Origin of the sequence: Pseudomonas sp. 2995-1 (assembly GCF_002742505.1) — a bacterium.
Lineage (GTDB): Bacteria > Pseudomonadota > Gammaproteobacteria > Pseudomonadales > Pseudomonadaceae > Aquipseudomonas > Aquipseudomonas sivasensis.
This window is the reverse complement of sequence record NZ_LJSA01000490.1, coordinates 31,856-53,518: the sequence shown is the minus strand read 5'-3', so window position 1 is coordinate 53,518 and position 21,663 is coordinate 31,856. Positions and strand designations below refer to the sequence as shown.

Below are 21,663 nucleotides of genomic sequence, written 5' to 3'. Positions count from 1 at the left end.
CTCCCACACTTTGACCTCATTCCAATCCTGGGATCGTCAGTCTTCAGCGACGTTCGATTGGCACGAACTTGCGCTGTTCGACGCCGGTGTACTCGGCGCTTGGACGGATGATGCGGTTGTTGGCGCGTTGCTCGAATACGTGGGCTGCCCAGCCGGTAAGGCGCGAGCAGACGAAAATCGGCGTGAACAGCTTGGTCGGAATACCCATGAAGTGATACGCCGAGGCATGGTAGAAGTCGGCATTAGGGAAGAGTTTTTTCTGTTCCCACATGGTCTTGTCGATGGCTTCGGAGACTGGGAACAGCACGGTGTCGCCCACTTCGTCAGCGAGTTTTTTCGACCAGCCCTTGATCACTTCATTACGCGGGTCGTTGTCTTTGTAGATCGCGTGGCCGAAGCCCATGATCTTGTCTTTGCGCGCCAGCATGCCGAGGGTGCCTTCGACAGCCTCCTCTGCCGAACCGAAACGCTCGATCATTTCCATCGCCGCTTCGTTGGCGCCGCCATGCAGCGGACCGCGCAGGGAGCCAATGGCGGCAGTGACGCAGGAGTAGAGATCGGACAGGGTCGAGGCACACACGCGAGCGGTGAAGGTCGACGCGTTGAATTCGTGCTCGGCGTAGAGGATCAGCGAGACGTTCATGACCTTCTCATGCAGCTCGCTCGGTTTCTCGCCGTGCAGCAGGTGCAGGAAATGACCACCGATACTCGGCTCGTCGGTCACGCAGTCGATGCGCTTACCGTCGTGGCTGAAGCGGTACCAGTAACACATGATTGCCGGGAAGGCGGCGAGCAAGCGGTCGGTGACATCGCGCTGCACGCTGAAGTCTTTTTCCGGCTCGATGTTGCCCAGGAACGAACAACCGGTGCGCATCACGTCCATCGGATGGGCGTCGGCGGGGATGCGTTCCAGCACTTCCTTGAGCGCTTGCGGCAGGTCGCGCAGCTTGCTCAGCTTCTGGCTGTACGCAGCCAGTTCGGCTTTGGTCGGCAATTCGCCGTACAGCAGCAGGTAGGCGACTTCCTCAAACTGCGCATCGGCAGCAAGTTCGCGAACATCGTAGCCGCGATAGGTCAGGCCGGCACCGGCCTGGCCCACGGTGGACAGTGCAGTTTGCCCGGCGACCTGGCCACGCAGGCCGGCGCCACTCAGTACTTTTGCTTCAGCCATGGTTTTTCTCCAATTTTGTCGTTATTCAGGGAGACGTGTTCGTCACTTCTTCGCGGCGAACAGCGCGTCGAGCTTCTGCTCGAAGGTGTGGTAGTCGATGCGATCGTAAAGCTCCATGCGGGTTTGCATGGTGTCGATCACGTTCTGTTGGGTGCCGTCGCGACGGATCGCGGTGTAAACGTTCTCGGCGGCCTTGTTCATGGCGCGAAAGGCCGAGAGCGGATACAGCACGATGGAAACATCAGCAGATTTCAACTGTTCGGTGGTGTACAGCGGAGTCGCGCCAAATTCGGTGATGTTGGCCAGGATCGGCGCTTTCACACGGGCGGCGAACAGCTTGTACATCTCCAGTTCAGTGATGGCTTCCGGGAACACCATGTCGGCGCCGGCTTCGATGCAGGCGGCGGCGCGTTCCAGGGCGGACTCCAACCCTTCGACGGCCAAGGCATCGGTACGCGCCATGATCACGAAGCTGTCATCGGTGCGCGCATCCACGGCGGCCTTGATGCGGTCGACCATTTCCTGCTGGGACACGATTTCTTTATTCGGACGATGGCCGCAGCGCTTGGCGCCGACCTGGTCTTCGATATGAATCGCGGCGGCGCCGAACTTGATCATCGATTTGACGGTGCGCGCGACGTTGAACGCCGAGGAGCCAAAACCGGTGTCCACGTCCACCAACAGCGGCAGGTCGCAGACGTCGGTGATACGGCGCACGTCGGTGAGCACGTCATCCAGGCCAGTGATGCCCAGGTCGGGCACGCCCAGGGAACCGGCCGCCACGCCCCCGCCTGACAGGTAGATCGCCTTGAAGCCAGCGCGCTTGGCCAGCAGCGCGTGGTTGGCGTTGATTGCGCCGACTACCTGCAACGGCTGTTCACTGGCGACTGCGTCACGGAAACGTTGGCCGGGTGTGCTTTTATTGTTCGAACTCATGACTCACCTCTATCAGGGGCGCCGTCCGGGAAGTGACGGGCAATGTTGCGTTTGGACGCGCCGATATGACGGCGCATCAGCAGTTCGGCCAGTTCACCGTCGCGATCGGCAATCGCGTCAAGAATGCGGTGATGCTCGGCAAAAGCCTGGCGTGGACGATTGGGGGTGGTGGAGAACTGGATGCGGTACATGCGCACCAACTGGTACAGCTCGCCGCAGAGCATTTGGGTCAGGGTGCGGTTACCGGCACCTTGAATTATCCGGTAATGAAAGTCGAAGTCGCCTTCTTGCTGGTAGTAGCCGACGCCGGCCTGGAACGCAGCATCCCGTTCGTGGGTGTGCAGCACTTGGCGCAGCTCTTCGATTTCGGCGTCGGTCATGCGCTCGGCGGCCAGGCGGCAGGCCATGCCTTCCAGAGATTCGCGGATTTCATAGAGTTCGATCAGCTCGGCGTGGCTCAGGGACACGACCCGCGCGCCCACATGGGGCACGCGCACCAGCAGGCGCTGGCCTTCCAGGCGGTGGATCGCCTCACGCAACGGGCCACGGCTGATGCCGTAGGTGCGGGCCAGTTCCGGTTCGGAGATCTTGCTGCCGGGGGCGATCTCGCCTTTGACGATGGCGGCCTGGATGCGCCGGAAAACGTTCTCCGACATCGTTTGGGATTCGTCCGACACGACTATCGGAGCTTCAGGCTGAACCAGCATATTGTCGACACCTTGAAAAGCAATGCCGCAAAAACTAGCCAATCAGACCTCGATAGTCAAAGAATAAATACACATTGTCGACAATCGTCTAATAACCCTTGTTGCACGCGCTCGGAGCATGGCCGCCTGCCAGCGGTGGCGCCAAAAAAGCATCATGTTAGAATGCCGCCGCATTTGCCTGACATCGCTTGATGAAACGGCGCACGAGGGAGTTTGCGCAGCAATGCCAGTCGCCTTGAATTGAACATCGCACTGCACCGCCTCAGGATCTATGAGACTCAAGCCCTTCCCCCTGTTTTGCCTACTGTTCATCCCCGGCCTTGGCGTTGCCGCCGAGAAGACCGTGTATGGCCTCAATGAATATGCCCAATTGGCTGGCATCGACCTTGAAGTGGCCGCCAAGCTGGACACCGGCGCCAAGACCGCCTCCCTCAGCGCCCGTGATATCAAGCGCTTCAAGCGCAACGGCGAATCCTGGGTGCGCTTCTACCTGGCCATCGACACCGCCCATTCCCACCCCATCGAACGGCCCCTGGCCCGCGTCAGCAAGATCAAGCGCCGCGCCGGTGACTACGACCCCGATGAGGACAAGAACTACACCGCCCGTCCAGTGATAGCCCTGGATATCTGCATGGGCACCGCTTTACGCAGCATCGAAGTGAACTTGACTGACCGCAGCGCATTCCAATATCCGCTGCTGATCGGCTCCGAAGCGTTGAAACGCTTTGATGCGCTGGTCGACCCCAGTCTTAAATACGCAGCAGGCAAACCCGCCTGCGCCGCCGACGCTCATACCGCCGAGTAAACCGAATGCGCTCTCTTACCCTGCACCTGAAAATCCTGATCGCCATCCTGGTGGTGCTGGGTATTTCGGTCACCGCCTACCAGATCTTCGTGCTGGGCATTCCTGTCACTGAGGACGCGACCGACGATTTGTGGAACATCGACGCCAAGGTCGAGTTCGTCGCCAATCCGAAGGACCCGGTGAAGATCCAGATGTTCGTGCCGCCCCTGAGCCGCGACTTCGTCAGCCTTAATGAGAGCTTTATCTCGAACAACTATGGGGTGAGCGTCAATCGTATTGACGGTAACCGTAAGGTCACCTGGTCGGCACGCCGCGCCAACGGCAACCAGACCCTGTATTACCGCCTGGTGCTGACCAAGCGTTACAGCGGTGAAAAAACCAAGATCAAAGGCCCAACGTTCCGCGACAGCATCGCGGTGGAAGGCCCGGAAAAAATCGCCGCCGAAGCCCTGCTGGCGCCGATCCGCCAGCATTCGGCCGACGTCGAAACCTTCATTACCGAAGCCATCAAGCGCACCAACAACCTCAACGACGACAATGTGAAGCTGTTGCTCGCCGGCGACCCGTCCACGCCGCACAAGGCCAAGATCGTCGAGTTGCTGCTGTCCATCGCCCACGTGCCGGTGGAAAAGGTCCACACCATCCGCCTGGTCGCCGACCAGCCGCAAACGCCCGAACTCTGGCTGCGCAGCTTTAATGGCAATGACTGGCTCTACTTCAACCCGGAAACCGGCGAACAGGGCCTGCCCAGCGACCGCCTGCTGTGGTGGACCGGCGATGAAAACCTGATCACGGTCGACGGCGGCAAGAAAGCCATGGTGACGTTCAGCCTGAACAACAGCGAAATGAACGCGATTCGCCTGGCCAAGCTGACGGATGAAAACACCGACGCCAACTTCCTCGAATACTCGCTGTACGGCCTGCCGCTGCAAACCCAGCAGACGTTCATGATCATGGTGATGATCCCGATTGGCGTGCTGGTGATTCTGATCCTGCGCAACCTGATCGGCCTGCAGACCCTGGGCACGTTCACGCCAGTGCTGATTGCACTCGCGTTCCGCGAGACGCAATTGGGCTTCGGAATCGTGCTTTTCACCATTATTACGGCACTGGGGCTGTCACTCAGGTCGTACCTGGAACACTTGAAGCTGCAAATGCTGCCGAGGCTGTCGGTGGTGCTGACCTTCGTGGTGGTGCTGATCGCGGCCATCAGTCTGTTCAGCCATAAACTGGGGCTGGAGCGCGGGCTGTCGGTGGCACTGTTCCCGATGGTGATCCTGACCATGACCATCGAACGCCTGTCGATCACCTGGGAAGAACGCGGTGCCAACCATGCGTTGAAAGTGGCGATTGGTACGTTGTTCGCTGCGTCCCTGGCGCACTTGATTATGAGCGTGCCGGAGTTGGTGTACTTCGTGTTCACCTTCCCTGCGATCCTCCTGATCCTGGTGGGCTTCATGCTGGCCATGGGTCGTTATCGCGGCTACCGCCTGACCGAGTTGGTGCGTTTCAAGGCGTTCTTGAAGGCTGATAAGTAATGTTCGGTTTCTGGAAGACCTGGAAAGCCCTGGAAGCGCGGGGAATCATGGGTATCAACCGGCGTAACGCCGATTACGTGCTCAAGTACAACAAGCGCAGCCTGTACCCGATCGTGGATGACAAGATCATCACCAAGGAACGGGCGATCGCGGCGGGTATCCACGTGCCGGAAATGTATGGAGTGATCTCCACCGAGAAGGAAATCGACAAGCTCGATGAAATTATCGGTGGGCGCAGCGACTTCGTGATCAAGCCGGCCCAGGGCGCCGGCGGTGACGGCATTCTCGTGGTGGCCGACCGTTTTGAAGGGCGCTACCGCACGGTGTCCGGCAAGATCATCAGCCATGAAGAGATCGAGCATCAGATTTCCAGCATCCTCACCGGCCTGTATTCCCTGGGCGGCCACCGTGACCGCGCGCTGATCGAGTACCGCGTGGTGCCCGACCAGATCTTCAAGAGCATCAGCTACGAAGGCGTGCCGGATATCCGCATCATCGTGCTGATGGGCTACCCGGTGATGGCCATGCTGCGGTTGCCGACCCGCCAGTCCGGCGGCAAGGCCAACCTGCACCAGGGCGCCATTGGCGTCGGTGTGGACCTTGCCACCGGCCTGACCCTGCGCGGTACCTGGCTGAACAACATCATCACCAAACACCCCGACACCACTAACGCGGTGGATGGCGTGCAACTGCCCAACTGGGACGGTTTCATGAAGCTGGCCGCCGGCTGCTATGAGCTATGCGGGCTGGGCTACATCGGTGTGGACATGGTGCTGGACCAGGAAAAAGGCCCGCTGATCCTGGAGCTCAATGCGCGGCCAGGGCTGAACATCCAGATCGCCAACGATTGCGGCCTGACCTTGCGCACCCACGCGGTAGAAGCACGACTGGAAGCACTCAAAGCCGCCGGCGTGACGGAAACCCCGGAAGAGCGGGTGAAGTTTGTGCAGGAAATGTTTGGGCATATTCCCCCCGTAGAAGGCTGATCCGGTCTTCGAACTGTCTATCGCCGACATCCCCTCTAGGAGCAAATCCTACAGGGGACTACAATCCCCTCCCCCGCGCCTTGGCTGATCCACCCTCGCATGTCGACCTGTTCAGTACACCCGCTGCCCTATCGGGCCAACCCCGCCGAGTATTTTGCGGCGATTCGCCATGCACCCGGCGCGGTCCTGCTCGACAGCGGCCGACCTGCTGCCGAACGCGGTCGTTATGACCTGCTCAGCGCCTGGCCCGAGGCGACTCTTGCAGTGGATCCTGACGAAAGCGGCAGCAACTTCCTGCGGCGATTACGGAAAAACCTTTCACAGTTGGGTGAAGCGAAATTGCCCGACGGCTATGAGTTGCCGTTTGCCGGTGGCTTGATCGGCTACCTGAGCTACGACTTTGGCCGGCATTTGGAACAGCTGCCGCACTTGGCGGTGGATGATTTGCACCTGCCGGATGCGCGTTTTGGACTGTATGCCTGGGCGCTGATCAGCGACCACTTGGCACAGACCAGCCAACTGGTATTTCACCCGGCGCTGGCCGGTAGCGAACGGCAGCGACTGATCACGCTGTTCAGCGGTGACGCCGCCACCGCCCCTGCAACCTTCAAATTGCAGGGCCCCATGGCGCCGGATCTCAGCGTCGAGGCTTACCAGCAGGCCATTGAGCGCATCCAGGATTACATCCAGGCCGGCGACTGCTACCAGGTCAACTTCGCCCAACGTTTTCGTGCGCCGTGCAGCGGTGATCCTTGGGTCGCCTATTGCGCCTTGCGCGAAGCCTGCCCGACGCCCTTCTCCGGATTCCAGAGCCTGCCCAATGACGGCGCGGTATTGAGCCTGTCACCGGAGCGTTTCGTGCGCGTCAGCGAGCGCCAGGTCGAAACCCGCCCGATCAAAGGCACTCGCCCACGCGGTGTCACGCCTGAAGAAGACGCCGCCCACGCCACGGAACTGCTGGCCAGCCCCAAGGATCGCGCCGAAAACCTGATGATCGTCGACCTGCTGCGCAACGACCTGGGGCGCAGTTGCCGCACCGGCTCGGTGAGCGTGCCGGAGTTGTTCAGCCTGGAAAGCTACCCCAACGTGCACCACCTGGTGAGCAGCGTCACCGGCACACTGGCCGACGACAAAGACGCCCTCGACCTGATCGCCGGCAGCTTCCCTGGTGGGTCCATCACCGGCGCGCCGAAGATTCGCGCCATGCAGATCATCGACGAACTGGAACCCACCCGACGCGGCTTGTACTGCGGTTCGCTGGTGTACCTGGACATACGCGGCGAGATGGACAGCTCCATCGCCATTCGCAGCTTATTGGTCAAGGATGGCCAAGTGTGCTGCTGGGGCGGCGGCGGGATTGTCGCGGATTCGCAGTGGGAGGCCGAGTATCAGGAGTCGCTGACGAAGGTGCGGGTTTTGCTGCAAACGCTGGAAGGGTTGTAGCAGGTAGACCTCTTGTGGCGAGGGAGCTTGCTCGCGTTGGACTGCGCAGCAGTCCCATTCCGGGGGCAAGCCCGCTCGCCACAATCCGCTTTAGAGGCTCAGCGACCGATTCGACGCCTTGATGAACTCTTTCTTCAAATCCTCAAACGTATGCACCGCCGGGAATTGCGGGAACTCGCGAATCACATTCTCCGGCGCATGGAACAGAATCCCACGGTCGGCCTCGCCCAACATGGTGGTGTCGTTGTAGGAGTCGCCAGCGGCGATCACGCGGTAGTAAAGAGTCTTGAACGCCAATACCGACTGGCGCTTGGGGTCTTTCTGGCGCAGTTGGTAGCTCACCACCCTGTCGGATTCATCGGTGATGAGGCGGTGGCACAGCAGAGTCGGGAAACCCAGTTGGCGCATAAGCGGCTGGGAAAATTCGTAGAAGGTGTCGGACAGGATCACCACCTGAAAACGCTCGCGCAGCCAGTTGACGAACTCGATGGCGCCGTCCAAAGGCTTGAGCGTGGCGATCACTGCCTGGATATCGGCGAGCTTGAGCCCGTGCTCGTCGAGAATACGCAGGCGCTGCTGCATCAGCACGTCGTAGTCAGGAATGTCCCGGGTGGTGGCCCGTAGCGATTCAATACCGGTTTTTTCGGCGAAAGCGATCCAGATTTCCGGTACCAGTACCCCTTCCAGGTCAAGACAGGCAATTTCCACAAGACACTCCTATTGGATGTTGTTAGTTGAGCGAGCAAAAGGACTGCCGAACTCTAGCGATTCAAGCTCGCCGCCGCAACGCGGAGCGGATTTTGATACCATCGCTCCCCTATAGAGCGCTCAGCGCCACTGACCTGTAGGAACCGTCCTGATGAACCAAGCCTTCGACGTCGCTGAACTCGCCGCGACTTACGCCAACAAATCCGCCCAGGACATTCTCAAGCTGGCGTTCAGCCAGTTCGGCGATGACCTGTGGATCTCCTTCAGCGGCGCCGAGGACGTGGTGCTGGTGGACATGGCCTGGAAGCTGAACAAGAACGTCAAGGTGTTCAGCCTCGACACAGGCCGTCTGCACCCGGAGACCTACCGGTTTATCGAGCAGGTGCGCGACTTCTACAAGATCGACATCGAACTGATTTCGCCGGACCAGAGCAAGCTGGAGCCCTTCGTCAAGGAGAAAGGTCTGTTCAGCTTCTATAAGGATGGTCATGGCGAATGCTGCGGCGTGCGCAAGATCGAGCCGCTGCGCCGCAAGCTGTCGGGCGTGAGTGCCTGGGCCACCGGCCAACGCCGTGACCAGAGCCCTGGCACCCGCAGCCAAGTGGCGGCGCTGGAGATCGACACCGCCTTCTCTACCCCGGAACGCACCCTATACAAATTCAACCCGCTGGCGCAGATGAGCAGCGAAGAGATCTGGGGCTATATCCGCATGCTGGAGCTGCCGTACAACAGCTTGCATGAGCGCGGTTTTATCAGCATCGGGTGTGAGCCGTGCACCCGGCCTGTGCTGCCGAACCAGCATGAGCGAGAGGGTCGTTGGTGGTGGGAAGAAGCCACGCAGAAAGAATGCGGGCTGCATGCCGGGAACATCATCAGCAAGGCCTAAGGGCTGACGCGGTTAGAAAATGTGGGAGGGGGCTTGCCCCCGATAGCGGCCTGTCAGTCAACCTATGTTTGACTGGAAAACCGCTATCGGGGGCAAGCCCCCTCCCACATTTGTCTTGTGTTGAGTGTTGGAGATGTACACATACATGTAACGATCGGTGCCATTTATGTGTGCAATTCTTATTCGGCCGCACCATAACGTAACACCTCTCCCCTCCCCTCGATTGGCCTGGCGAATCGCATACTGACAACCCAAAAATAAATAACTGTTCAGTCGGTCAATTTATATCTCTTTAAATTCAGCTATTTATTTAACCAACCTATAAAAACGAAATTACCCAGGACTTTCATAGATCCAAAACTGGCACGCATGTGGCTTAAGGTGAATTGCGCTTTGTATACAATAAATACAAAACCTACATACACTTTGCCATCTGCCTCTTCCCGGCAGATATGCTGGAGCCTGCCGGAATGCGTACAAGCCTCTCGAACAATATCGCACTGGATCTGCCCTCCTCCGCCCTGAACCCGGACGCCGCATGCCCCGGCCCGTTAGTGCTCAGCCCACGCCTGCACAATAAAGACCTGGCGCCGACCAAGATCGAAGGCCGTCGATGGGGCCGCTACAGCATCTTTGCGTTGTGGACCAATGACGTGCACAACATCGCCAACTATTCGTTCGCCATTGGCTTATATGCACTGGGCCTCGGCGGCTGGCAGATCCTGTTATCCCTGGGGATCGGTGCGGCGCTGGTGTACTTCTTCATGAACTTGTCGGGGTATATGGGGCAAAAGACCGGCGTACCGTTCCCGGTCATCAGCCGTATCAGTTTCGGCATTCACGGCGCACAGATTCCCGCGTTGATCCGTGCGGTCATTGCGATTGCCTGGTTTGGTATCCAGACCTACCTGGCCTCAGTGGTTTTCCGCGTGCTGCTGACGGCAATTCATCCAGGGTTTGCCGACTATGACCACAACTCAATCCTCGGCCTGTCATCCCTAGGCTGGGCGTGTTTTGTGGCGATATGGTTCGTACAACTGGTGATCCTGGCCTACGGCATGGAGATGGTACGGCGCTATGAAGGCTTCGCCGGGCCGGTGATTTTGCTGACTGTGGCGTCGCTGGCCGGTTGGATGTACTTCCAGGCAGGCGGCAACATTGCCTGGTCGATCCGCGAACCGCTGAGCGGTGGCGAGATGTGGCGCAATATCTTTGCCGGCGGCGCGCTATGGCTGGCGATCTACGGCACGCTGATCCTCAACTTCTGCGACTTTGCACGCTCTTCGCCGTGCCGCAAGACCATCCTGGTCGGCAACTTCTGGGGCTTGCCGGTGAATATCCTGGTGTTTGCCGCAATCACCGTGCTGCTCTGCGGCGGACAATTCCAACTCAATGGCCGTGTGATCGAAAGCCCGACTGAAATCATCGCGGCCATCCCCAATACCTTCTTTCTCGTGCTGGGCTGCCTGGCGTTTTTGATCGTCACCGTAGCGGTGAACATCATGGCCAACTTCGTTGCGCCTGCCTTTGTGCTGAGCAACCTGGCGCCCAAGTACTTGAACTTCCGCCGTGCGGGTCTGATCAGCGCCACCGTGGCTGTATTGATTCTGCCGTGGAACCTCTACAACAGCCCGCTGGTGATCGTGTATTTCCTCTCTGGCCTCGGCGCACTGCTAGGGCCGTTGTACGGGGTGATCATGGTCGACTACTGGCTGATCCGTAAAAGCCAGGTGGACGTACCGCAGCTGTATAGCGAAAACCCGAATGGCGTTTATTACTACAGCCGTGGGGTGAATATGCGTGCAGTGGCGGCGTTTATTCCTGCGGCCATCATCGCCATCCTGCTGGCGCTGTTGCCAGGATTTGCCAGCGTCTCACCGTTTTCCTGGTTGTTTGGCGCCGGTATTGCAGGGTTGCTGTACATGCTGATCGCCAAGCGCCAGCCGTTCTACGCCGATGTCAGCGGCGAAAGCATTGCCGTCGATAACGTCAGTCACTGAGTAAGGACCTTCCATGCGTATCCTCGTGGTCAACGTCAACACCACCGAATTCATCACTGAAACCATCGCCCAGCAAGCGCGGGCCGTGGCCTCGCCGGGCACTGAGATTGTCGGACTTACCCCGTACTTCGGCGCGGAATCGGTTGAAGGCAATTTTGAGAGCTACCTGGCCGCCATCGCCGTGATGGACCGGGTAATGGCTTACGACCAACCGTTCGATGCGGTGATCCAGGCCGGCTACGGCGAACACGGCCGGGAAGGTTTGCAGGAGTTATTGAATGTGCCGGTGGTGGATATCACCGAAGCGGCGGCCAGCACGGCGATGTTCCTGGGCCATGCCTATTCGGTGGTGACCACCCTGGACCGCACCGTGCCGCTGATCGAAGACCGCCTGAAACTTGCCGGTCTGTACCAGCGCTGCGCTTCAGTTCGGGCCAGTGGCATGGCGGTTTTGGAGCTGGAAGAAGACCCGTTGGCCGCGATGGAAGCCATCGTGCGCCAAGCGGAACTGGCCATCCGCGAGGACAAGGCCGAAGTGATCTGCCTGGGTTGCGGCGGCATGGCCGGGCTGGATGAGCAGATTCGTCAGCGCACCGGGGTGCCAGTGGTGGATGGCGTGACGGCGGCGGTGACCATCGCCGAATCCTTGGTGCGGCTGGGGTTGTCGACGTCGAAGATCCGGACTTACGCGACGCCTCGGCCGAAGAAGGTCATTGGCTGGCCGACCCGGTTCGGCCGCTGAAAATCAAATGTGGGAGCAAGCCACCTCCCACATTTCGAGCTGCGTCTGGTTTTAGATTGCGCTGAACCTTTGCCCCAGTTTTTTTTCGGCAAACTGCTCAATGATGAAGTCCACAAACGCCCGGGTCTTGCCGGGCAGCAGTTTGTGCTCGGCGTAGTAGATGGAAATATTGCCGTCGTCGACGTACCAGTCGGGCAATACCCTTACCACCTCGCCGCTGTCGAGGAACGGCACGGCCATGGGCATGCTCACCAGCGCAATTCCCAAGCCTTGAGCGCTGGCGCGGCAGGCGGCTTCGGAGTCGCTCATAGTCATGCCGGGTTTGAGCACCAGCGGGCGGCATTCACGTTCGACACTGGTCAACTGCCAGGAACGGATACGCCCGGTTTGCGGTGAGCGGATCAGGATACCTTTGCACCGCGACAGGTCTTCGGGCTCGCGCACCGGTGGGCGTTGCGCCAGGTAACCCGGTGAAGCCACCAGCACCCGGTGCGCGGGCGTCAACTTGCGCGCCACCACGCCTTGGGGCAGTTCAAAACCGCCGCCAATCGCGGCATCAAAGCCTTGGCCGATCAGGTCCACCTGGCGGTTATCAAAATGCCAGTCCGGGCTGATATCCGGGAAACGCCGCATAAACTCTCCCAGCAGCGGGACCACATAGCGATTGCCGAACACCGTGCCCATGCTGACCTTGAGCGTACCCACCGGTCGCCCTTCGGCGCTGGCCAGGTTGGCGACGGCGTTCTGGATAGTGGTAAGGCTGGCGCTGACCTCTTCTAGAAACAGCTTGCCGGCTTCAGTCAGCGTGAGGCGCCGGGTGCTGCGCTGGAAGAGCCGCACACCGAGGCGCGCTTCCAGCTTGGCGACGCTTTTACCGACCGCCGCCGGGGTCAGGCTCAAGTGCCGCGCCGCTTCGGCAAAGCTGCCACCTTCGGCGCTGCGCACGAAGCATTCGATACTTCCAAAGCTTTCCATCACGCCCCACTCTAAACTTTTGGTTTACACAGACTATAGCAATCACGGTCTACCGGTAGGGCTGGGTGAAGTCGATACTCGGCTCCAACAACAAGGCAGCCTGCCTTGAACAGCCAGGAGATCGACATGACCACACTCAACCTCAGCGGCAAAGTCGCCTTGATTCAAGGCGGTTCCCGCGGTATCGGCGCCGCCATCGTCAAGCGCCTCGCCGCCCAAGGCGCAGCGGTCGCCTTTACCTATGTCAGCTCGGCCGCCAAGGCAGAAGAGTTGCAGAACAGCGTAATCAGCGCCGGCGGCAAAGCCCTGGCGATTCACGCCGACAGCGCCGATGCCACTGCGATCCGCAACGCGGTCAATGCCACCGTGGAAGCCTTTGGCCGCCTGGACATCCTGGTGAACAACGCTGGCGTGCTGGCCATCGCACCGCTGGAAGACTTCAAGCTGGAAGACTTCGACCAGACCTTGGCGATCAACGTGCGCAGCGTGTTTATCGCTACCCAGGAAGCCGCCAAGCATATGGGTGAAGGTGGTCGGGTGATCAACATCGGCAGCACCAATGCCGAACGCATGCCCTTTGGCGGAGGTGGCCCGTACGCGATGAGCAAAGCGGCGCTGGTGGGCCTGACCAAGGGGTTGGCGCGGGATCTGGGACCGAGGGGCATCACCATCAATAATGTGCAGCCTGGGCCGGTGGACACCGATATGAACCCGGCAAACAGTGATTTTGCCGAGAGCCTGATCGGGTTAATGGCGGTGGGACGTTATGGGCATGTGGAAGAGATTGCCAGTTTCGTGGCCTATCTGGCCGGACCGGAAGCGGGGTATATCACCGGTGCCAGCCTGACCATTGATGGTGGGTTCAGCGCCTGATTTTCTGAATCCCTGCAAAACCAAATTTTCTGAATCCCAGCAAAAAAAATGTGGGAGGGGGCTTGCCCCCGATGGCGGAGTGTCAGCCAGCTCAATGGTGACTGACACTCTGCCATCGGGGGAAACCCCCCTCCCACATTTTTTACCGAGTAAGGTCAGGAGATTGGCGGCAAGCCATAGGCAGCCAGGTCAAAGTCCGCAAGCTTGCGGATGATCTGGTCGGCATGCTGGTACTTGCCGTCGGCCATGGCTTCGTCGGGCACGGCGATGGCGGTCATATGGGCGGCCTTCGCAGCCGTTACACCAAAGGGCGAATCCTCGAACACCAGGCAATCCTCAGGGGCAACGCCCAGGCGGCGCGCGGCGGTAAGGAAGATGTCCGGTGCAGGTTTGGCGGCGCCGACTTCGGGGTCATCTGCGGTGACAATGGTGCCGAACAGGCTAAACCACTCGCGGTGCAACGTGGTTTTGTGGCCAAACGAATTGCGCGACGAACTGGTGCCCACGGCAATCGGAATGTTGTGTGCCTTCAAGTGCCGAACCAGCGCCTCGGCACCGGGCATGCCCAGGGCCTTTGGAAAGCGCTCGCTCATCAACGGTTCGCGAATTTCCAGAAACTGCGCCGGTGTGATCGGCAAGTCCAGTGCCTTGACCACGTAATCGGCCAGGTCCTGGGCGCCACGGCCAATAATATGCTGCTTGATCCCCCAATCATAAGTACGACCGTAGCGCTCGGCGATGATCTGCGTGACTTCGGTGTAGATGCCTTCTGTATCGAGCAACAACCCGTCCATATCGAAAATCACAGCCTTGATCGGGGCAACGGTACGTGGCGAATTCATCACAACAGATCCTTGGGAGGAAGGACTAAAAGGATTCAGCACAATAACGGTCCCGCTTACCTGCGGGCAACCCTTAGACTACGCCCTCCCCTTTTTGAAGCGCGCACAATGCTCTACCGTCTAGCTGCCGACAGCCTCGTGCTGTTTCACCTGTGTTTTATCCTGTTCGTATTATTCGGCGGGCTGCTGGCCCTTAAGTGGCGGCCGGTTATCTGGCTTCACTTGCCCGCTGCCGCGTGGGGCGTGGCCGTCGAGGTCTTTCACCTGCCGTGCCCACTCACGCGCTGGGAAAACTTGCTTCGCCATCTCGCCGGTCAAGACGGCTACGGCGGCGGATTCATCGAACACTACATTCTTACGCTCATCTATCCGGCTGGCCTGACTCCGCAGATTCAACTGGCGCTGGGTGCATTGGTGTTAGTGATCAATATCGCGGTGTATACGCGGCTGATTCGGCGTTACGTACAGCCTTGAGACAGCCGCACGGGTGAAGAATCAGACTCCCTCAGTCCCTTCATAGCCGCCGCCATGTCCGAAGCCTTCGAAGTCCCCAGCCCCCACGAAAAACACATCGAACACACCACCGAACATGCCCACGCAAGAGGAGACAGTTTCGCCAGCCGAATCGCCGTCATGACCGCGCTGATGGCCACTCTCGGCGCCATGCTCAGCTACCAGGCCGGTTCCACCGAAAGCGAAGCGGCGATGGACAAAAACAACGCGGCCATCATCAAGACCGAAGCCGCCAACCAGTGGAACTACTACCAGGCCAAATCCAGCCGCCAAAACCTGGCGGAGCTGGCCACCCATATTCCCGGCGTAGACGCTGCGCATTACAAGGGCGAGATCGAGCGCTACAAAAGCCAGAAGGAAGACGTGCGCCAGCAGGCAGAAAAGCTTGAGGCCACCTCGCGGGAATGGGATGAAAAATCAGAACAGGCGTTGCACCAGCACCACCGCTGGGCCCAGGCGATGACCGCGATTCAGATCGCGATTTCGCTGGCGGCAATTACGTTGCTCACAAGGAAGGAGTGGTTGAAGCGCATGGCGTATACGGCGGCGGGTGTGGCGGTGGTGTTAGGCAGCCTGGCGTGGTTGCACATCTGACGACGGGAAGATTGATTTCAATCCCCTGCCGGGGCGATTAAAGTACGCCCCCCGAGAATTGAATCTCGGGCTTTAGTCCATGGAGTTTCCCAGTGAAGTACATCAGTAAAGTGGTTGCAGCAGCCGTTCTCGGTTTCACGCTTGCAGGCTGCACCGGCACCGCCATCAAATCCCCGCAATACGACAGCAGCCAATACACCGTCCTGGGCCACAGTGAAGCCAGCGCCACCGGCATTATGCTGTTCGGCGTGATCCCGATCGGCCAGAACAGCCGTTTCGTGCGCGCCCAGGATGCCGCCATCAAAGCAAAAGGCGGCGATGCGCTGATCAACACCCAAGTGCAGGAAAACTGGTTCTGGGCCTGGGTCCTCAGCGGTTACACCACCAAGATTTCCGGTGATGTGATCAAGCTGAAAACCGCGCAGTAAATCCGCTCGGGCTTTCACCTGAGCCCGCGACGTATCATGGGCCACCCTTTCGAGGATGACCCATGAACCTCAGTATCCTCTACGCACTCGCCGCCGCCGCCCTGTTCGGCGCCAGCACCCCGCTCGCCAAAAATCTCGGCCTGGGCCTCTCGCCCGTGCTGCTCGCCGGCCTGCTCTACCTCGGCAGCGGCGTCGGCCTCGCCGGCGTGCGCCTGATCCGTGATCGTGGCTGGAAACCCAGCGGACTGACCTCATCGGAATGGCCCTGGCTGCTCGGCGCCATCGCATTCGGCGGCATCCTCGGGCCTGTCGCGCTGATGTTCGGCCTGACCCGCACGGCCGGCGCAACCGCCGCCCTGATGCTCAACCTGGAATCAGTGCTGACCGCCGTCATCGCCTGGGTCGTGTTCAAGGAAAACGCCGACCGTCGCATCATCCTGGGGATGATCGCCATCGTGATGGGCGGCGTGGTGTTGTCATGGGCCGACGGCGGTGGCACGAGCCATGACTGGACGGGGCCGCTGGCGGTTGCCGTGGCGTGCCTGTGCTGGGGGATTGATAACAACCTGACGCGCAAAGTGTCTGCGTCGGACGCGCTGTTTATCGCCGGGACCAAGGGGTTGATTGCGGGGCTGGTGAATGGCGGGTTGGCGCTCTATCTCGGAGCGCAAATCCCGGATATGGCGCAGCTGACGCCTATCTTGCTGGTTGGTTTTCTGGGCTATGGCATCAGCCTGGTGATGTTCGTGCTGGCGCTGCGCGGACTGGGCAGTGCACGCACGGGAGCCTATTTTTCCACCGCGCCGTTTCTGGGTGCCGCGATTGCGGTGCTGATGTTGGGTGAGTCAATGACATTGGCTTTCTGGATTGCATCGGCGTTGATGGCCGTGGGCGTTTGGCTGCACCTGAGGGAACGGCATGCCCATGATCATCAGCATGAGGCCATGGAGCACGGACATCGGCATGTGCATGATGAACATCACCAACATGAGCATGGGTTTGAGTGGGATCCGGCTGAGCCCCATAGCCATGTGCATGTGCACAGTCCGCTGAGGCACAGCCATGCGCATTTTCCGGATGTGCATCATCGGCACAGGCATTGAGGGGCGATGGGCATGGCTCTGAGACCAACAGACGCCCGATCGGCTGGCTTTTATCCGCTAACTCAAGGTGCCAATAGCCCACATCGTGCCACTGACCGAGCTTATAACCGACTGAGGATAGGTACCGATGTGTTGGAAGCCAAACCGCTCATGCAACTTGACGCTGCCTGAATCGGGCTGAGAAATGCCAGCATAGGCCGGACGATAGCCCTGCCGAACCAGAAGCTCGGTGCTGACTTGCATAAGCATATGCCGACCACCTTGCCTTCTCGAACCGCCACCAGATATGGATAGATCCGCAGCGTTAGCTCAATGCGCTGCTGTATCTCTTCAATACTAGGCGGCACCTCTTCAAAGGAAATAGCCGAGCCGGTCACTACCGAGGCATAGATAGCCTGGATGGCAACAGCATCTCCAAGCCGTGCCGCTCTGATTTCAATGGACATTGTTGAACTCAGATTGAACGCTGGTTCACGCGCGCCATGAGCTGTTCCGCGCTTTCCTTGCGCTCCGAGTAACGATCCACCAAAAACGCCTTTTGGTCACTCAGCAACAGGGTGAACTTCACCAGTTCCTCCATCACATCGACCACGCGATCGTAAAAAGCAGAAGGCTTCATTCGGCCTGCCTCGTCGAACTCCATATAGGCTTTCGGTACAGAGGATTGATTGGGTATCGTGAACATGCGCATCCAGCGACCCAGTACCCTCAACTGATTAACCACATTGAAGGACTGTGAACCACCGCAGACCTGCATCACGGCCAGGGTCTTTCCTTGGGTGGGGCGAACAGCGCCGAGTTCAAGAGGCACCCAATCGATCTGCGCCTTGAACACCGCTGACATCGCGCCATGCCGTTCTGGTGAACACCAGACCTGACCTTCCGACCACAACATCAGATCCCGCAGTTCCTGCACCTTAGGATGATTCACCGATGCGTCGTCGGGCAGTGGCAGCCCACTAGGATTGAACACACGGGTTTGCGCACCAAAGTGCTCCAGTAAACGCGCAGCTTCTTCGACCAGCAGACGGCTGAAAGAGCGCTCGCGGGTCGACCCATACAGCAAGAGAATTCGAGGCTTTTGATCTTTCGGGCGAGACGCAATCTGCAGGGGGTCGAACAGAGCGAAGTCTAGGTTGGGCAGTTGCTCTGACATATGTCCTCCTTCTCAGTGTTTGCTGATTTGATCCAGCTCGCGTTTGAGTTCATCGCGGCTGAGGCTGTTGAAGGGAAGCGCAAAGAACGCTTTACAGCGTTTTTCGATGCAAGCGAGCGTGGCTCGGAAAGCGGCATCAACTTCTTCTTCGTCCCCCATCACATCGGAAGGATCTTCCAGGCCCCAATGAGCTTTCACGGCTGGCCCGAAATAGACCGGGCAAGACTCGCCTGCTGCCTTGTCGCATACGGTAATGACGATATCCGGAGGGTTATCTTCGAAGGCTTCGTTGCCCTTGCTGCTCAAGCCTTCGATGGAAATGCCCGACTGGGTCAAAGTCGTCAAACTGCGAGGTAGCACCTGCCCCTTGGGAAAGCTTCCGGAGCTCACCGCTCTGAAACCCTCCGGCGCCAGGTGGTTGAACATGGCTTCTGAAAGAATGCTTCGGCAGCTGTTGGCCGTGCACATGAACAAGACTCGCATTAATTACTCCTTCCACTCTTCGCGGGCATTAAACACTTAGGCGCAGCGCCAGCTTCGATAGGGTTAACAGTTGGGATTAGCAGCAGGCAACATCGCGGACAGGGCGTCCATCCATATTCTGTAGACGGGAAGTGTCGCCCTGCAGCCAGTGAACGTTGGCTCGTAACGTCACTTGCAGGATCTCGTGCACCCAGGTGGGAAGGTCCGGATTTAACCGGTAGTAAACCCAGAGTCCCTGGCGACGATCCTTCAGGAGACCACTGCTGCGTAACTGTGCGAGGTGACGGCTGATCTTCGATTGGCTGTCGCCGAGAGCGCACATCAGTTCGCAGACGCAGAGCTCTCCTTGGGAGGCAATCAGCAAAGTAGCGCGTGCGCGAGTTTCCTCTGCAAGGCTCTTAAACACTTCTGGAGGCGTAATCATGTGGGCCACTTGCTACATGTGAATAACCGAATATACGGATACACATATATTTAAAGCAAGCTATCGATCGGGTGGGTTTCTTTGGGGCGATGGGAACCGTACGTAGGACCTTCGTGAGCGCCCATACGAGATAACCCTGTCGCAAACCCGCTAACGGGGCTTTTTTTGAATGCCAAAAACCACAAACCCCCGACTTTCTCTAGGAAAGTCAGGGGTTTGTGTTTGTAGAATGTGGCGGTGAAGGAGAGATTCGAACTCTCGATACAATTTCTTGTATACACACTTTCCAGGCGTGCTCCTTAAGCCACTCGGACACTTCACCGTATCTCGTCAAACCAGTTCAGTCTGTCGAGGCGCGCTAATGTAGTCGAAAGCCTTTCTGATGGCAAAGGTTTTTTTCAGAATTTTCATGCGGTTAGACGGTTATACCGGAATGGGCCCGCGGGAGGACGGTGATTATGCCAATCTCGGGGAGGGTTCAGAGGGTCTTCGCTGGGCACTGTGCCCTGCTGCAGGCCATTTGCGACCAGGGATACGGGAAAAGGCTGACTGGCCAGTCAGTCATTGCGCTTTACCGGAACGGGCGTGGTGGGTAACGTCTGCTGCATTCTTCTATAACAAGTCCTACAAGGAACCGCGTCATGAGTGAGTTGATTGCCTACCACCTCGAAGACGGTATCGCGACCCTGACCTTGAGCAACGGCAAGGTGAATGCCATTTCTCCAGATGTTGTCAGTGCGTTCAATACAGCGCTGGACCAAGCCGAGAAAGATCGGGCGGTGGTGGTGATCACCGGCACGCCGGGGATTTTGTCGGGTGGTTATGATTTGAAAGTGATGACGGCAGGCCCTAAAGAGGCCATCGGCCTGGTCACGTCGGGCTCGACGTTGGCGCGTCGTCTGTTGTCGCACCCATTCCCGGTAATTGTGGCGTGCCCTGGGCATGCCGTGGCCAAGGGCGCGTTTCTGTTGCTGTCGGCCGATTATCGGATTGGGGTGGAAGGCCCGTTCAGCATCGGCCTGAATGAAGTGGCAATCGGCATGACCATGCACCACGCAGGGATCGAGCTGGCGCGGGATCGTCTGCGCAAGTCGGCGTTCCACCGCTCGGTGATCAATGCCGAGATGTTTGACCCGCAGGGCGCGTTGCAGGCCGGTTTCCTCGACAAGGTGGTGGCGCCTGAAGAACTGCACGCAGCGGCACTGGAAGCGGCGCGCCAGTTGAAGAAGATCAATATGAATGCCCACAAGCACACCAAGTTGAAGGTGCGTAAAGCGCTCTTGGAAGCCTTGGACGATGCAATTATCCAGGATCAGGGTCACAACCTGAGCTAAGTCCCTACACCTGCTGTGCCAGAGCCCGACCTTGTGTCGGGCTTTTTCTTACACTTAAATCCGAAACGCCCCTAGCCGCTCTAGCCAGCCAGTGTCGGCACATGTTGAAACATACGCTTAAACATCGCCTATCTCCGACCTCTACCTGGGTAATTGCCGAAGTCAGTGCACATCCGTACACTGCGCCACCTTTTGTCCCGATAGGCCGTGTCGATGCTTTTTCTGCTGCGTATGTTGTTGATGGGCCTGCACTTTATGGTGGCAGGTGTGCTCGGGGTTCTTCTAGGTATCTGCCGGCCGTTCAACCCGGACAACAGCCGCCTGTGCGCGCGCCTGTATGCGCTGCCCGCGATGCGCGTCTTGCGACTGAACGTGAAGGCCGATGTCGACTCGCTGCGCAACAAGCCCGGCACCTGCGTGGTCATCGCCAACCACCAGTCCAACTATGACCTGTTCGTGGTGGGCACTGTAGTGCCCCATCGCACAGTGTGTATTGCCAAAAAGAGCCTGAAATGGGTGCCGTTGTTCGGCCAGTTGTTCTGGCTGGCAGGCAATGTGTTGATCGACCGCGGCAATGCGCACAAGGCGCGCCGTGCGATGCTGACCACCACCCATACGCTGCAACACAAAGACACGTCGATCTGGGTGTTCCCGGAAGGCACGCGCAATCTGGGCAAGGGCCTGCTGCCGTTCAAAAAAGGCGCGTTTCATATGGCGATTGCGGCGGGTGTACCTATCGTGCAGGTGTGCGTCAGCAATTACGTCGTTCATATGAAGCTTAATCGCTGGAACAGTGGTGATGTGCTCATACGTTCTTTGCCACCCGTTCCTACAGCCGGGCTGACAGCGAATGACGTCCCTGCGTTGATGCAGGCGTGTCAGGCGCAGATGGATGCATGCATTGCAGAACTGGACCGCGAAGTGCAGTCCGCCTGAACACGTTATTTGGGCGCTCCTTCCCCATCGCGAGCAACCTCGCTCACCACACAAAGCTCGCCGCAACGACGTCTACAACG

Annotated in this window: 23 protein-coding genes, 1 tRNA gene and 1 pseudogene; 14 read left to right on the top strand and 11 right to left on the bottom strand. The window is 58.9% G+C overall.

Annotated features, from left to right (window positions below):
* Window positions 1-43: 43 nt before the first annotated feature.
* Genes prpC through AOA61_RS24890 form a run of 3 tightly spaced genes read right to left on the bottom strand, consistent with a single transcriptional unit; the run spans window position 44 to window position 2,814 of the window.
* On the bottom strand, window positions 44-1,171 hold the full coding sequence (prpC, locus tag AOA61_RS24900) for a 2-methylcitrate synthase (RefSeq protein WP_032887571.1): 1,128 nt from the start codon (window positions 1,169-1,171) through the stop codon (window positions 44-46).
* Window positions 1,172-1,213: 42 nt separating this feature from the next.
* A complete protein-coding gene (prpB, locus tag AOA61_RS24895; protein WP_015885362.1) occupies window positions 1,214-2,107 on the bottom strand; it encodes a methylisocitrate lyase in 894 nt (297 codons plus the stop codon).
* A complete protein-coding gene (locus tag AOA61_RS24890) occupies window positions 2,104-2,814 on the bottom strand; it encodes a GntR family transcriptional regulator (protein WP_032887568.1) in 711 nt (236 codons plus the stop codon). Before AOA61_RS24890 ends, prpB begins: the two co-directional genes overlap by 4 nt.
* A gap of 271 nt (window positions 2,815-3,085) precedes the next feature.
* On the opposite strand from AOA61_RS24890, the gene AOA61_RS24885 reads away from it, so the two are divergent.
* From AOA61_RS24885 to pabB, 4 genes are all read left to right on the top strand, one after another.
* Window positions 3,086-3,619: an ATP-dependent zinc protease gene (locus AOA61_RS24885; protein WP_032887566.1), complete on the top strand. Its 534-nt coding sequence runs from the start codon at window positions 3,086-3,088 to the stop codon at window positions 3,617-3,619.
* Between the two features lie 5 nt (window positions 3,620-3,624).
* Window positions 3,625-5,157, top strand: coding sequence for an inactive transglutaminase family protein (locus tag AOA61_RS24880; protein ID WP_032887564.1), 1,533 nt, complete (start codon window positions 3,625-3,627; stop codon window positions 5,155-5,157).
* Window positions 5,157-6,143 carry an alpha-L-glutamate ligase-like protein gene (locus AOA61_RS24875; protein WP_032887562.1) on the top strand — a complete coding sequence of 329 codons (987 nt, stop codon included), beginning with the start codon at window positions 5,157-5,159 and terminating at the stop codon, window positions 6,141-6,143. Before AOA61_RS24880 ends, AOA61_RS24875 begins: the two co-directional genes overlap by 1 nt.
* Window positions 6,144-6,242: 99 nt before the next feature.
* Window positions 6,243-7,586: an aminodeoxychorismate synthase component I gene (pabB, locus tag AOA61_RS24870; protein WP_099602937.1), complete on the top strand. Its 1,344-nt coding sequence runs from the start codon at window positions 6,243-6,245 to the stop codon at window positions 7,584-7,586.
* A 90-nt stretch (window positions 7,587-7,676) separates the two neighbouring features.
* On the opposite strand, the gene thrH is transcribed toward pabB, so the two are convergent.
* The gene (thrH, locus tag AOA61_RS24865) at window positions 7,677-8,294 is read right to left on the bottom strand and encodes a bifunctional phosphoserine phosphatase/homoserine phosphotransferase ThrH (RefSeq protein WP_032887558.1); all 618 of its coding nucleotides are present in this window, start codon (window positions 8,292-8,294) and stop codon (window positions 7,677-7,679) included.
* Between the two features lie 151 nt (window positions 8,295-8,445).
* On the opposite strand from thrH, the gene AOA61_RS24860 reads away from it, so the two are divergent.
* From AOA61_RS24860 to AOA61_RS24850, 3 genes are all read left to right on the top strand, one after another.
* Entirely contained in the window at window positions 8,446-9,180 is a 735-nt protein-coding gene (locus AOA61_RS24860; protein WP_032887556.1) for a phosphoadenylyl-sulfate reductase, read from the top strand.
* Between the two features lie 470 nt (window positions 9,181-9,650).
* Window positions 9,651-11,180 carry an NCS1 family nucleobase:cation symporter-1 gene (locus AOA61_RS24855; protein WP_099602936.1) on the top strand — a complete coding sequence of 510 codons (1,530 nt, stop codon included), beginning with the start codon at window positions 9,651-9,653 and terminating at the stop codon, window positions 11,178-11,180.
* A 13-nt stretch (window positions 11,181-11,193) separates the two neighbouring features.
* On the top strand, window positions 11,194-11,922 hold the full coding sequence (locus AOA61_RS24850; RefSeq protein WP_099602935.1) for an aspartate/glutamate racemase family protein: 729 nt from the start codon (window positions 11,194-11,196) through the stop codon (window positions 11,920-11,922).
* Between the two features lie 51 nt (window positions 11,923-11,973).
* Here the strand turns inward: AOA61_RS24850 and AOA61_RS24845 are convergent, their stop codons facing one another.
* On the bottom strand, window positions 11,974-12,897 hold the full coding sequence (locus tag AOA61_RS24845; protein WP_099602934.1) for a LysR family transcriptional regulator: 924 nt from the start codon (window positions 12,895-12,897) through the stop codon (window positions 11,974-11,976).
* Between the two features lie 126 nt (window positions 12,898-13,023).
* Here AOA61_RS24845 and AOA61_RS24840 point away from each other — a divergent pair, with 126 nt between their 5' ends.
* Complete coding sequence (locus AOA61_RS24840) at window positions 13,024-13,770, top strand: 3-oxoacyl-ACP reductase family protein (RefSeq protein WP_099602933.1); 747 nt, start codon at window positions 13,024-13,026, stop codon at window positions 13,768-13,770.
* A gap of 155 nt (window positions 13,771-13,925) precedes the next feature.
* Here AOA61_RS24840 and AOA61_RS24835 read toward each other — a convergent pair whose 3' ends face one another.
* Window positions 13,926-14,612 carry an HAD-IA family hydrolase gene (locus tag AOA61_RS24835; protein WP_099602932.1) on the bottom strand — a complete coding sequence of 229 codons (687 nt, stop codon included), beginning with the start codon at window positions 14,610-14,612 and terminating at the stop codon, window positions 13,926-13,928.
* Window positions 14,613-14,720: 108 nt separating this feature from the next.
* On the opposite strand from AOA61_RS24835, the gene AOA61_RS24830 reads away from it, so the two are divergent.
* From AOA61_RS24830 to AOA61_RS24815, 4 genes are all read left to right on the top strand, one after another.
* Window positions 14,721-15,086, top strand: coding sequence for a DUF2784 domain-containing protein (locus AOA61_RS24830; protein WP_032887544.1), 366 nt, complete (start codon window positions 14,721-14,723; stop codon window positions 15,084-15,086).
* A gap of 54 nt (window positions 15,087-15,140) precedes the next feature.
* Window positions 15,141-15,719, top strand: a complete 579-nt coding sequence (locus AOA61_RS24825) for a DUF4337 domain-containing protein (RefSeq protein ID WP_032887542.1) — start codon at window positions 15,141-15,143, stop codon at window positions 15,717-15,719.
* A gap of 92 nt (window positions 15,720-15,811) precedes the next feature.
* The gene (locus AOA61_RS24820; RefSeq protein ID WP_032887540.1) at window positions 15,812-16,147 is read left to right on the top strand and encodes a hypothetical protein; all 336 of its coding nucleotides are present in this window, start codon (window positions 15,812-15,814) and stop codon (window positions 16,145-16,147) included.
* A 62-nt stretch (window positions 16,148-16,209) separates the two neighbouring features.
* The gene (locus AOA61_RS24815; protein ID WP_099602931.1) at window positions 16,210-17,250 is read left to right on the top strand and encodes a DMT family transporter; all 1,041 of its coding nucleotides are present in this window, start codon (window positions 16,210-16,212) and stop codon (window positions 17,248-17,250) included.
* A gap of 58 nt (window positions 17,251-17,308) precedes the next feature.
* On the opposite strand, the pseudogene AOA61_RS24810 reads toward AOA61_RS24815, so the two are convergent.
* The 5 genes and pseudogenes from AOA61_RS24810 to AOA61_RS24790 form a co-directional block, all read right to left on the bottom strand.
* Window positions 17,309-17,696, bottom strand: a pseudogene (locus tag AOA61_RS24810) (N-acetyltransferase family protein); the annotation flags it as partial.
* Window positions 17,697-17,704: 8 nt separating this feature from the next.
* On the bottom strand, window positions 17,705-18,406 hold the full coding sequence (gene arsH, locus AOA61_RS24805) for an arsenical resistance protein ArsH (protein ID WP_099602930.1): 702 nt from the start codon (window positions 18,404-18,406) through the stop codon (window positions 17,705-17,707).
* 12 nt (window positions 18,407-18,418) lie between these two features.
* A complete protein-coding gene (locus tag AOA61_RS24800) occupies window positions 18,419-18,889 on the bottom strand; it encodes an arsenate reductase ArsC (protein ID WP_099602929.1) in 471 nt (156 codons plus the stop codon).
* A 76-nt stretch (window positions 18,890-18,965) separates the two neighbouring features.
* Complete coding sequence (locus tag AOA61_RS24795; RefSeq protein ID WP_099602928.1) at window positions 18,966-19,313, bottom strand: metalloregulator ArsR/SmtB family transcription factor; 348 nt, start codon at window positions 19,311-19,313, stop codon at window positions 18,966-18,968.
* 232 nt (window positions 19,314-19,545) lie between these two features.
* Window positions 19,546-19,635 (bottom strand) — tRNA-Ser (locus AOA61_RS24790).
* A 319-nt stretch (window positions 19,636-19,954) separates the two neighbouring features.
* On the opposite strand from AOA61_RS24790, the gene AOA61_RS24785 reads away from it, so the two are divergent.
* The gene (locus AOA61_RS24785) at window positions 19,955-20,647 is read left to right on the top strand and encodes a crotonase/enoyl-CoA hydratase family protein (RefSeq protein WP_032887461.1); all 693 of its coding nucleotides are present in this window, start codon (window positions 19,955-19,957) and stop codon (window positions 20,645-20,647) included.
* Window positions 20,648-20,860: 213 nt separating this feature from the next.
* Window positions 20,861-21,583, top strand: a complete 723-nt coding sequence (locus AOA61_RS24780; protein WP_099602927.1) for a 1-acyl-sn-glycerol-3-phosphate acyltransferase — start codon at window positions 20,861-20,863, stop codon at window positions 21,581-21,583.
* The last annotated feature ends 80 nt before the right edge of the window (window positions 21,584-21,663 follow it).

Bases quoted from the DNA above. Each gene is read 5' to 3' on its own strand.
- AOA61_RS24855 (WP_099602936.1), top strand. From the start codon at position 9,651: ATGCGTACAAGCCTCTCGAACAATATCGCACTGGATCTGCCCTCCTCC.
- AOA61_RS24785 (WP_032887461.1), top strand. From the start codon at position 19,955: ATGAGTGAGTTGATTGCCTACCACCTCGAAGACGGTATCGCGACCCTG.
- AOA61_RS24845 (WP_099602934.1), bottom strand. From the start codon at position 12,897: ATGGAAAGCTTTGGAAGTATCGAATGCTTCGTGCGCAGCGCCGAAGGT.
- prpC (WP_032887571.1), bottom strand. From the start codon at position 1,171: ATGGCTGAAGCAAAAGTACTGAGTGGCGCCGGCCTGCGTGGCCAGGTC.
- arsH (WP_099602930.1), bottom strand. From the start codon at position 18,406: ATGTCAGAGCAACTGCCCAACCTAGACTTCGCTCTGTTCGACCCCCTG.
- AOA61_RS24860 (WP_032887556.1), top strand. From the start codon at position 8,446: ATGAACCAAGCCTTCGACGTCGCTGAACTCGCCGCGACTTACGCCAAC.
- AOA61_RS24885 (WP_032887566.1), top strand. From the start codon at position 3,086: ATGAGACTCAAGCCCTTCCCCCTGTTTTGCCTACTGTTCATCCCCGGC.
- AOA61_RS24825 (WP_032887542.1), top strand. From the start codon at position 15,141: ATGTCCGAAGCCTTCGAAGTCCCCAGCCCCCACGAAAAACACATCGAA.
- AOA61_RS24815 (WP_099602931.1), top strand. From the start codon at position 16,210: ATGAACCTCAGTATCCTCTACGCACTCGCCGCCGCCGCCCTGTTCGGC.
- AOA61_RS24800 (WP_099602929.1), bottom strand. From the start codon at position 18,889: ATGCGAGTCTTGTTCATGTGCACGGCCAACAGCTGCCGAAGCATTCTT.
- AOA61_RS24780 (WP_099602927.1), top strand. From the start codon at position 20,861: ATGCTTTTTCTGCTGCGTATGTTGTTGATGGGCCTGCACTTTATGGTG.
- AOA61_RS24850 (WP_099602935.1), top strand. From the start codon at position 11,194: ATGCGTATCCTCGTGGTCAACGTCAACACCACCGAATTCATCACTGAA.
- AOA61_RS24830 (WP_032887544.1), top strand. From the start codon at position 14,721: ATGCTCTACCGTCTAGCTGCCGACAGCCTCGTGCTGTTTCACCTGTGT.
- AOA61_RS24875 (WP_032887562.1), top strand. From the start codon at position 5,157: ATGTTCGGTTTCTGGAAGACCTGGAAAGCCCTGGAAGCGCGGGGAATC.
- AOA61_RS24880 (WP_032887564.1), top strand. From the start codon at position 3,625: ATGCGCTCTCTTACCCTGCACCTGAAAATCCTGATCGCCATCCTGGTG.
- AOA61_RS24835 (WP_099602932.1), bottom strand. From the start codon at position 14,612: ATGAATTCGCCACGTACCGTTGCCCCGATCAAGGCTGTGATTTTCGAT.
- AOA61_RS24840 (WP_099602933.1), top strand. From the start codon at position 13,024: ATGACCACACTCAACCTCAGCGGCAAAGTCGCCTTGATTCAAGGCGGT.
- AOA61_RS24890 (WP_032887568.1), bottom strand. From the start codon at position 2,814: ATGCTGGTTCAGCCTGAAGCTCCGATAGTCGTGTCGGACGAATCCCAA.
- AOA61_RS24795 (WP_099602928.1), bottom strand. From the start codon at position 19,313: ATGATTACGCCTCCAGAAGTGTTTAAGAGCCTTGCAGAGGAAACTCGC.
- pabB (WP_099602937.1), top strand. From the start codon at position 6,243: ATGTCGACCTGTTCAGTACACCCGCTGCCCTATCGGGCCAACCCCGCC.
- prpB (WP_015885362.1), bottom strand. From the start codon at position 2,107: ATGAGTTCGAACAATAAAAGCACACCCGGCCAACGTTTCCGTGACGCA.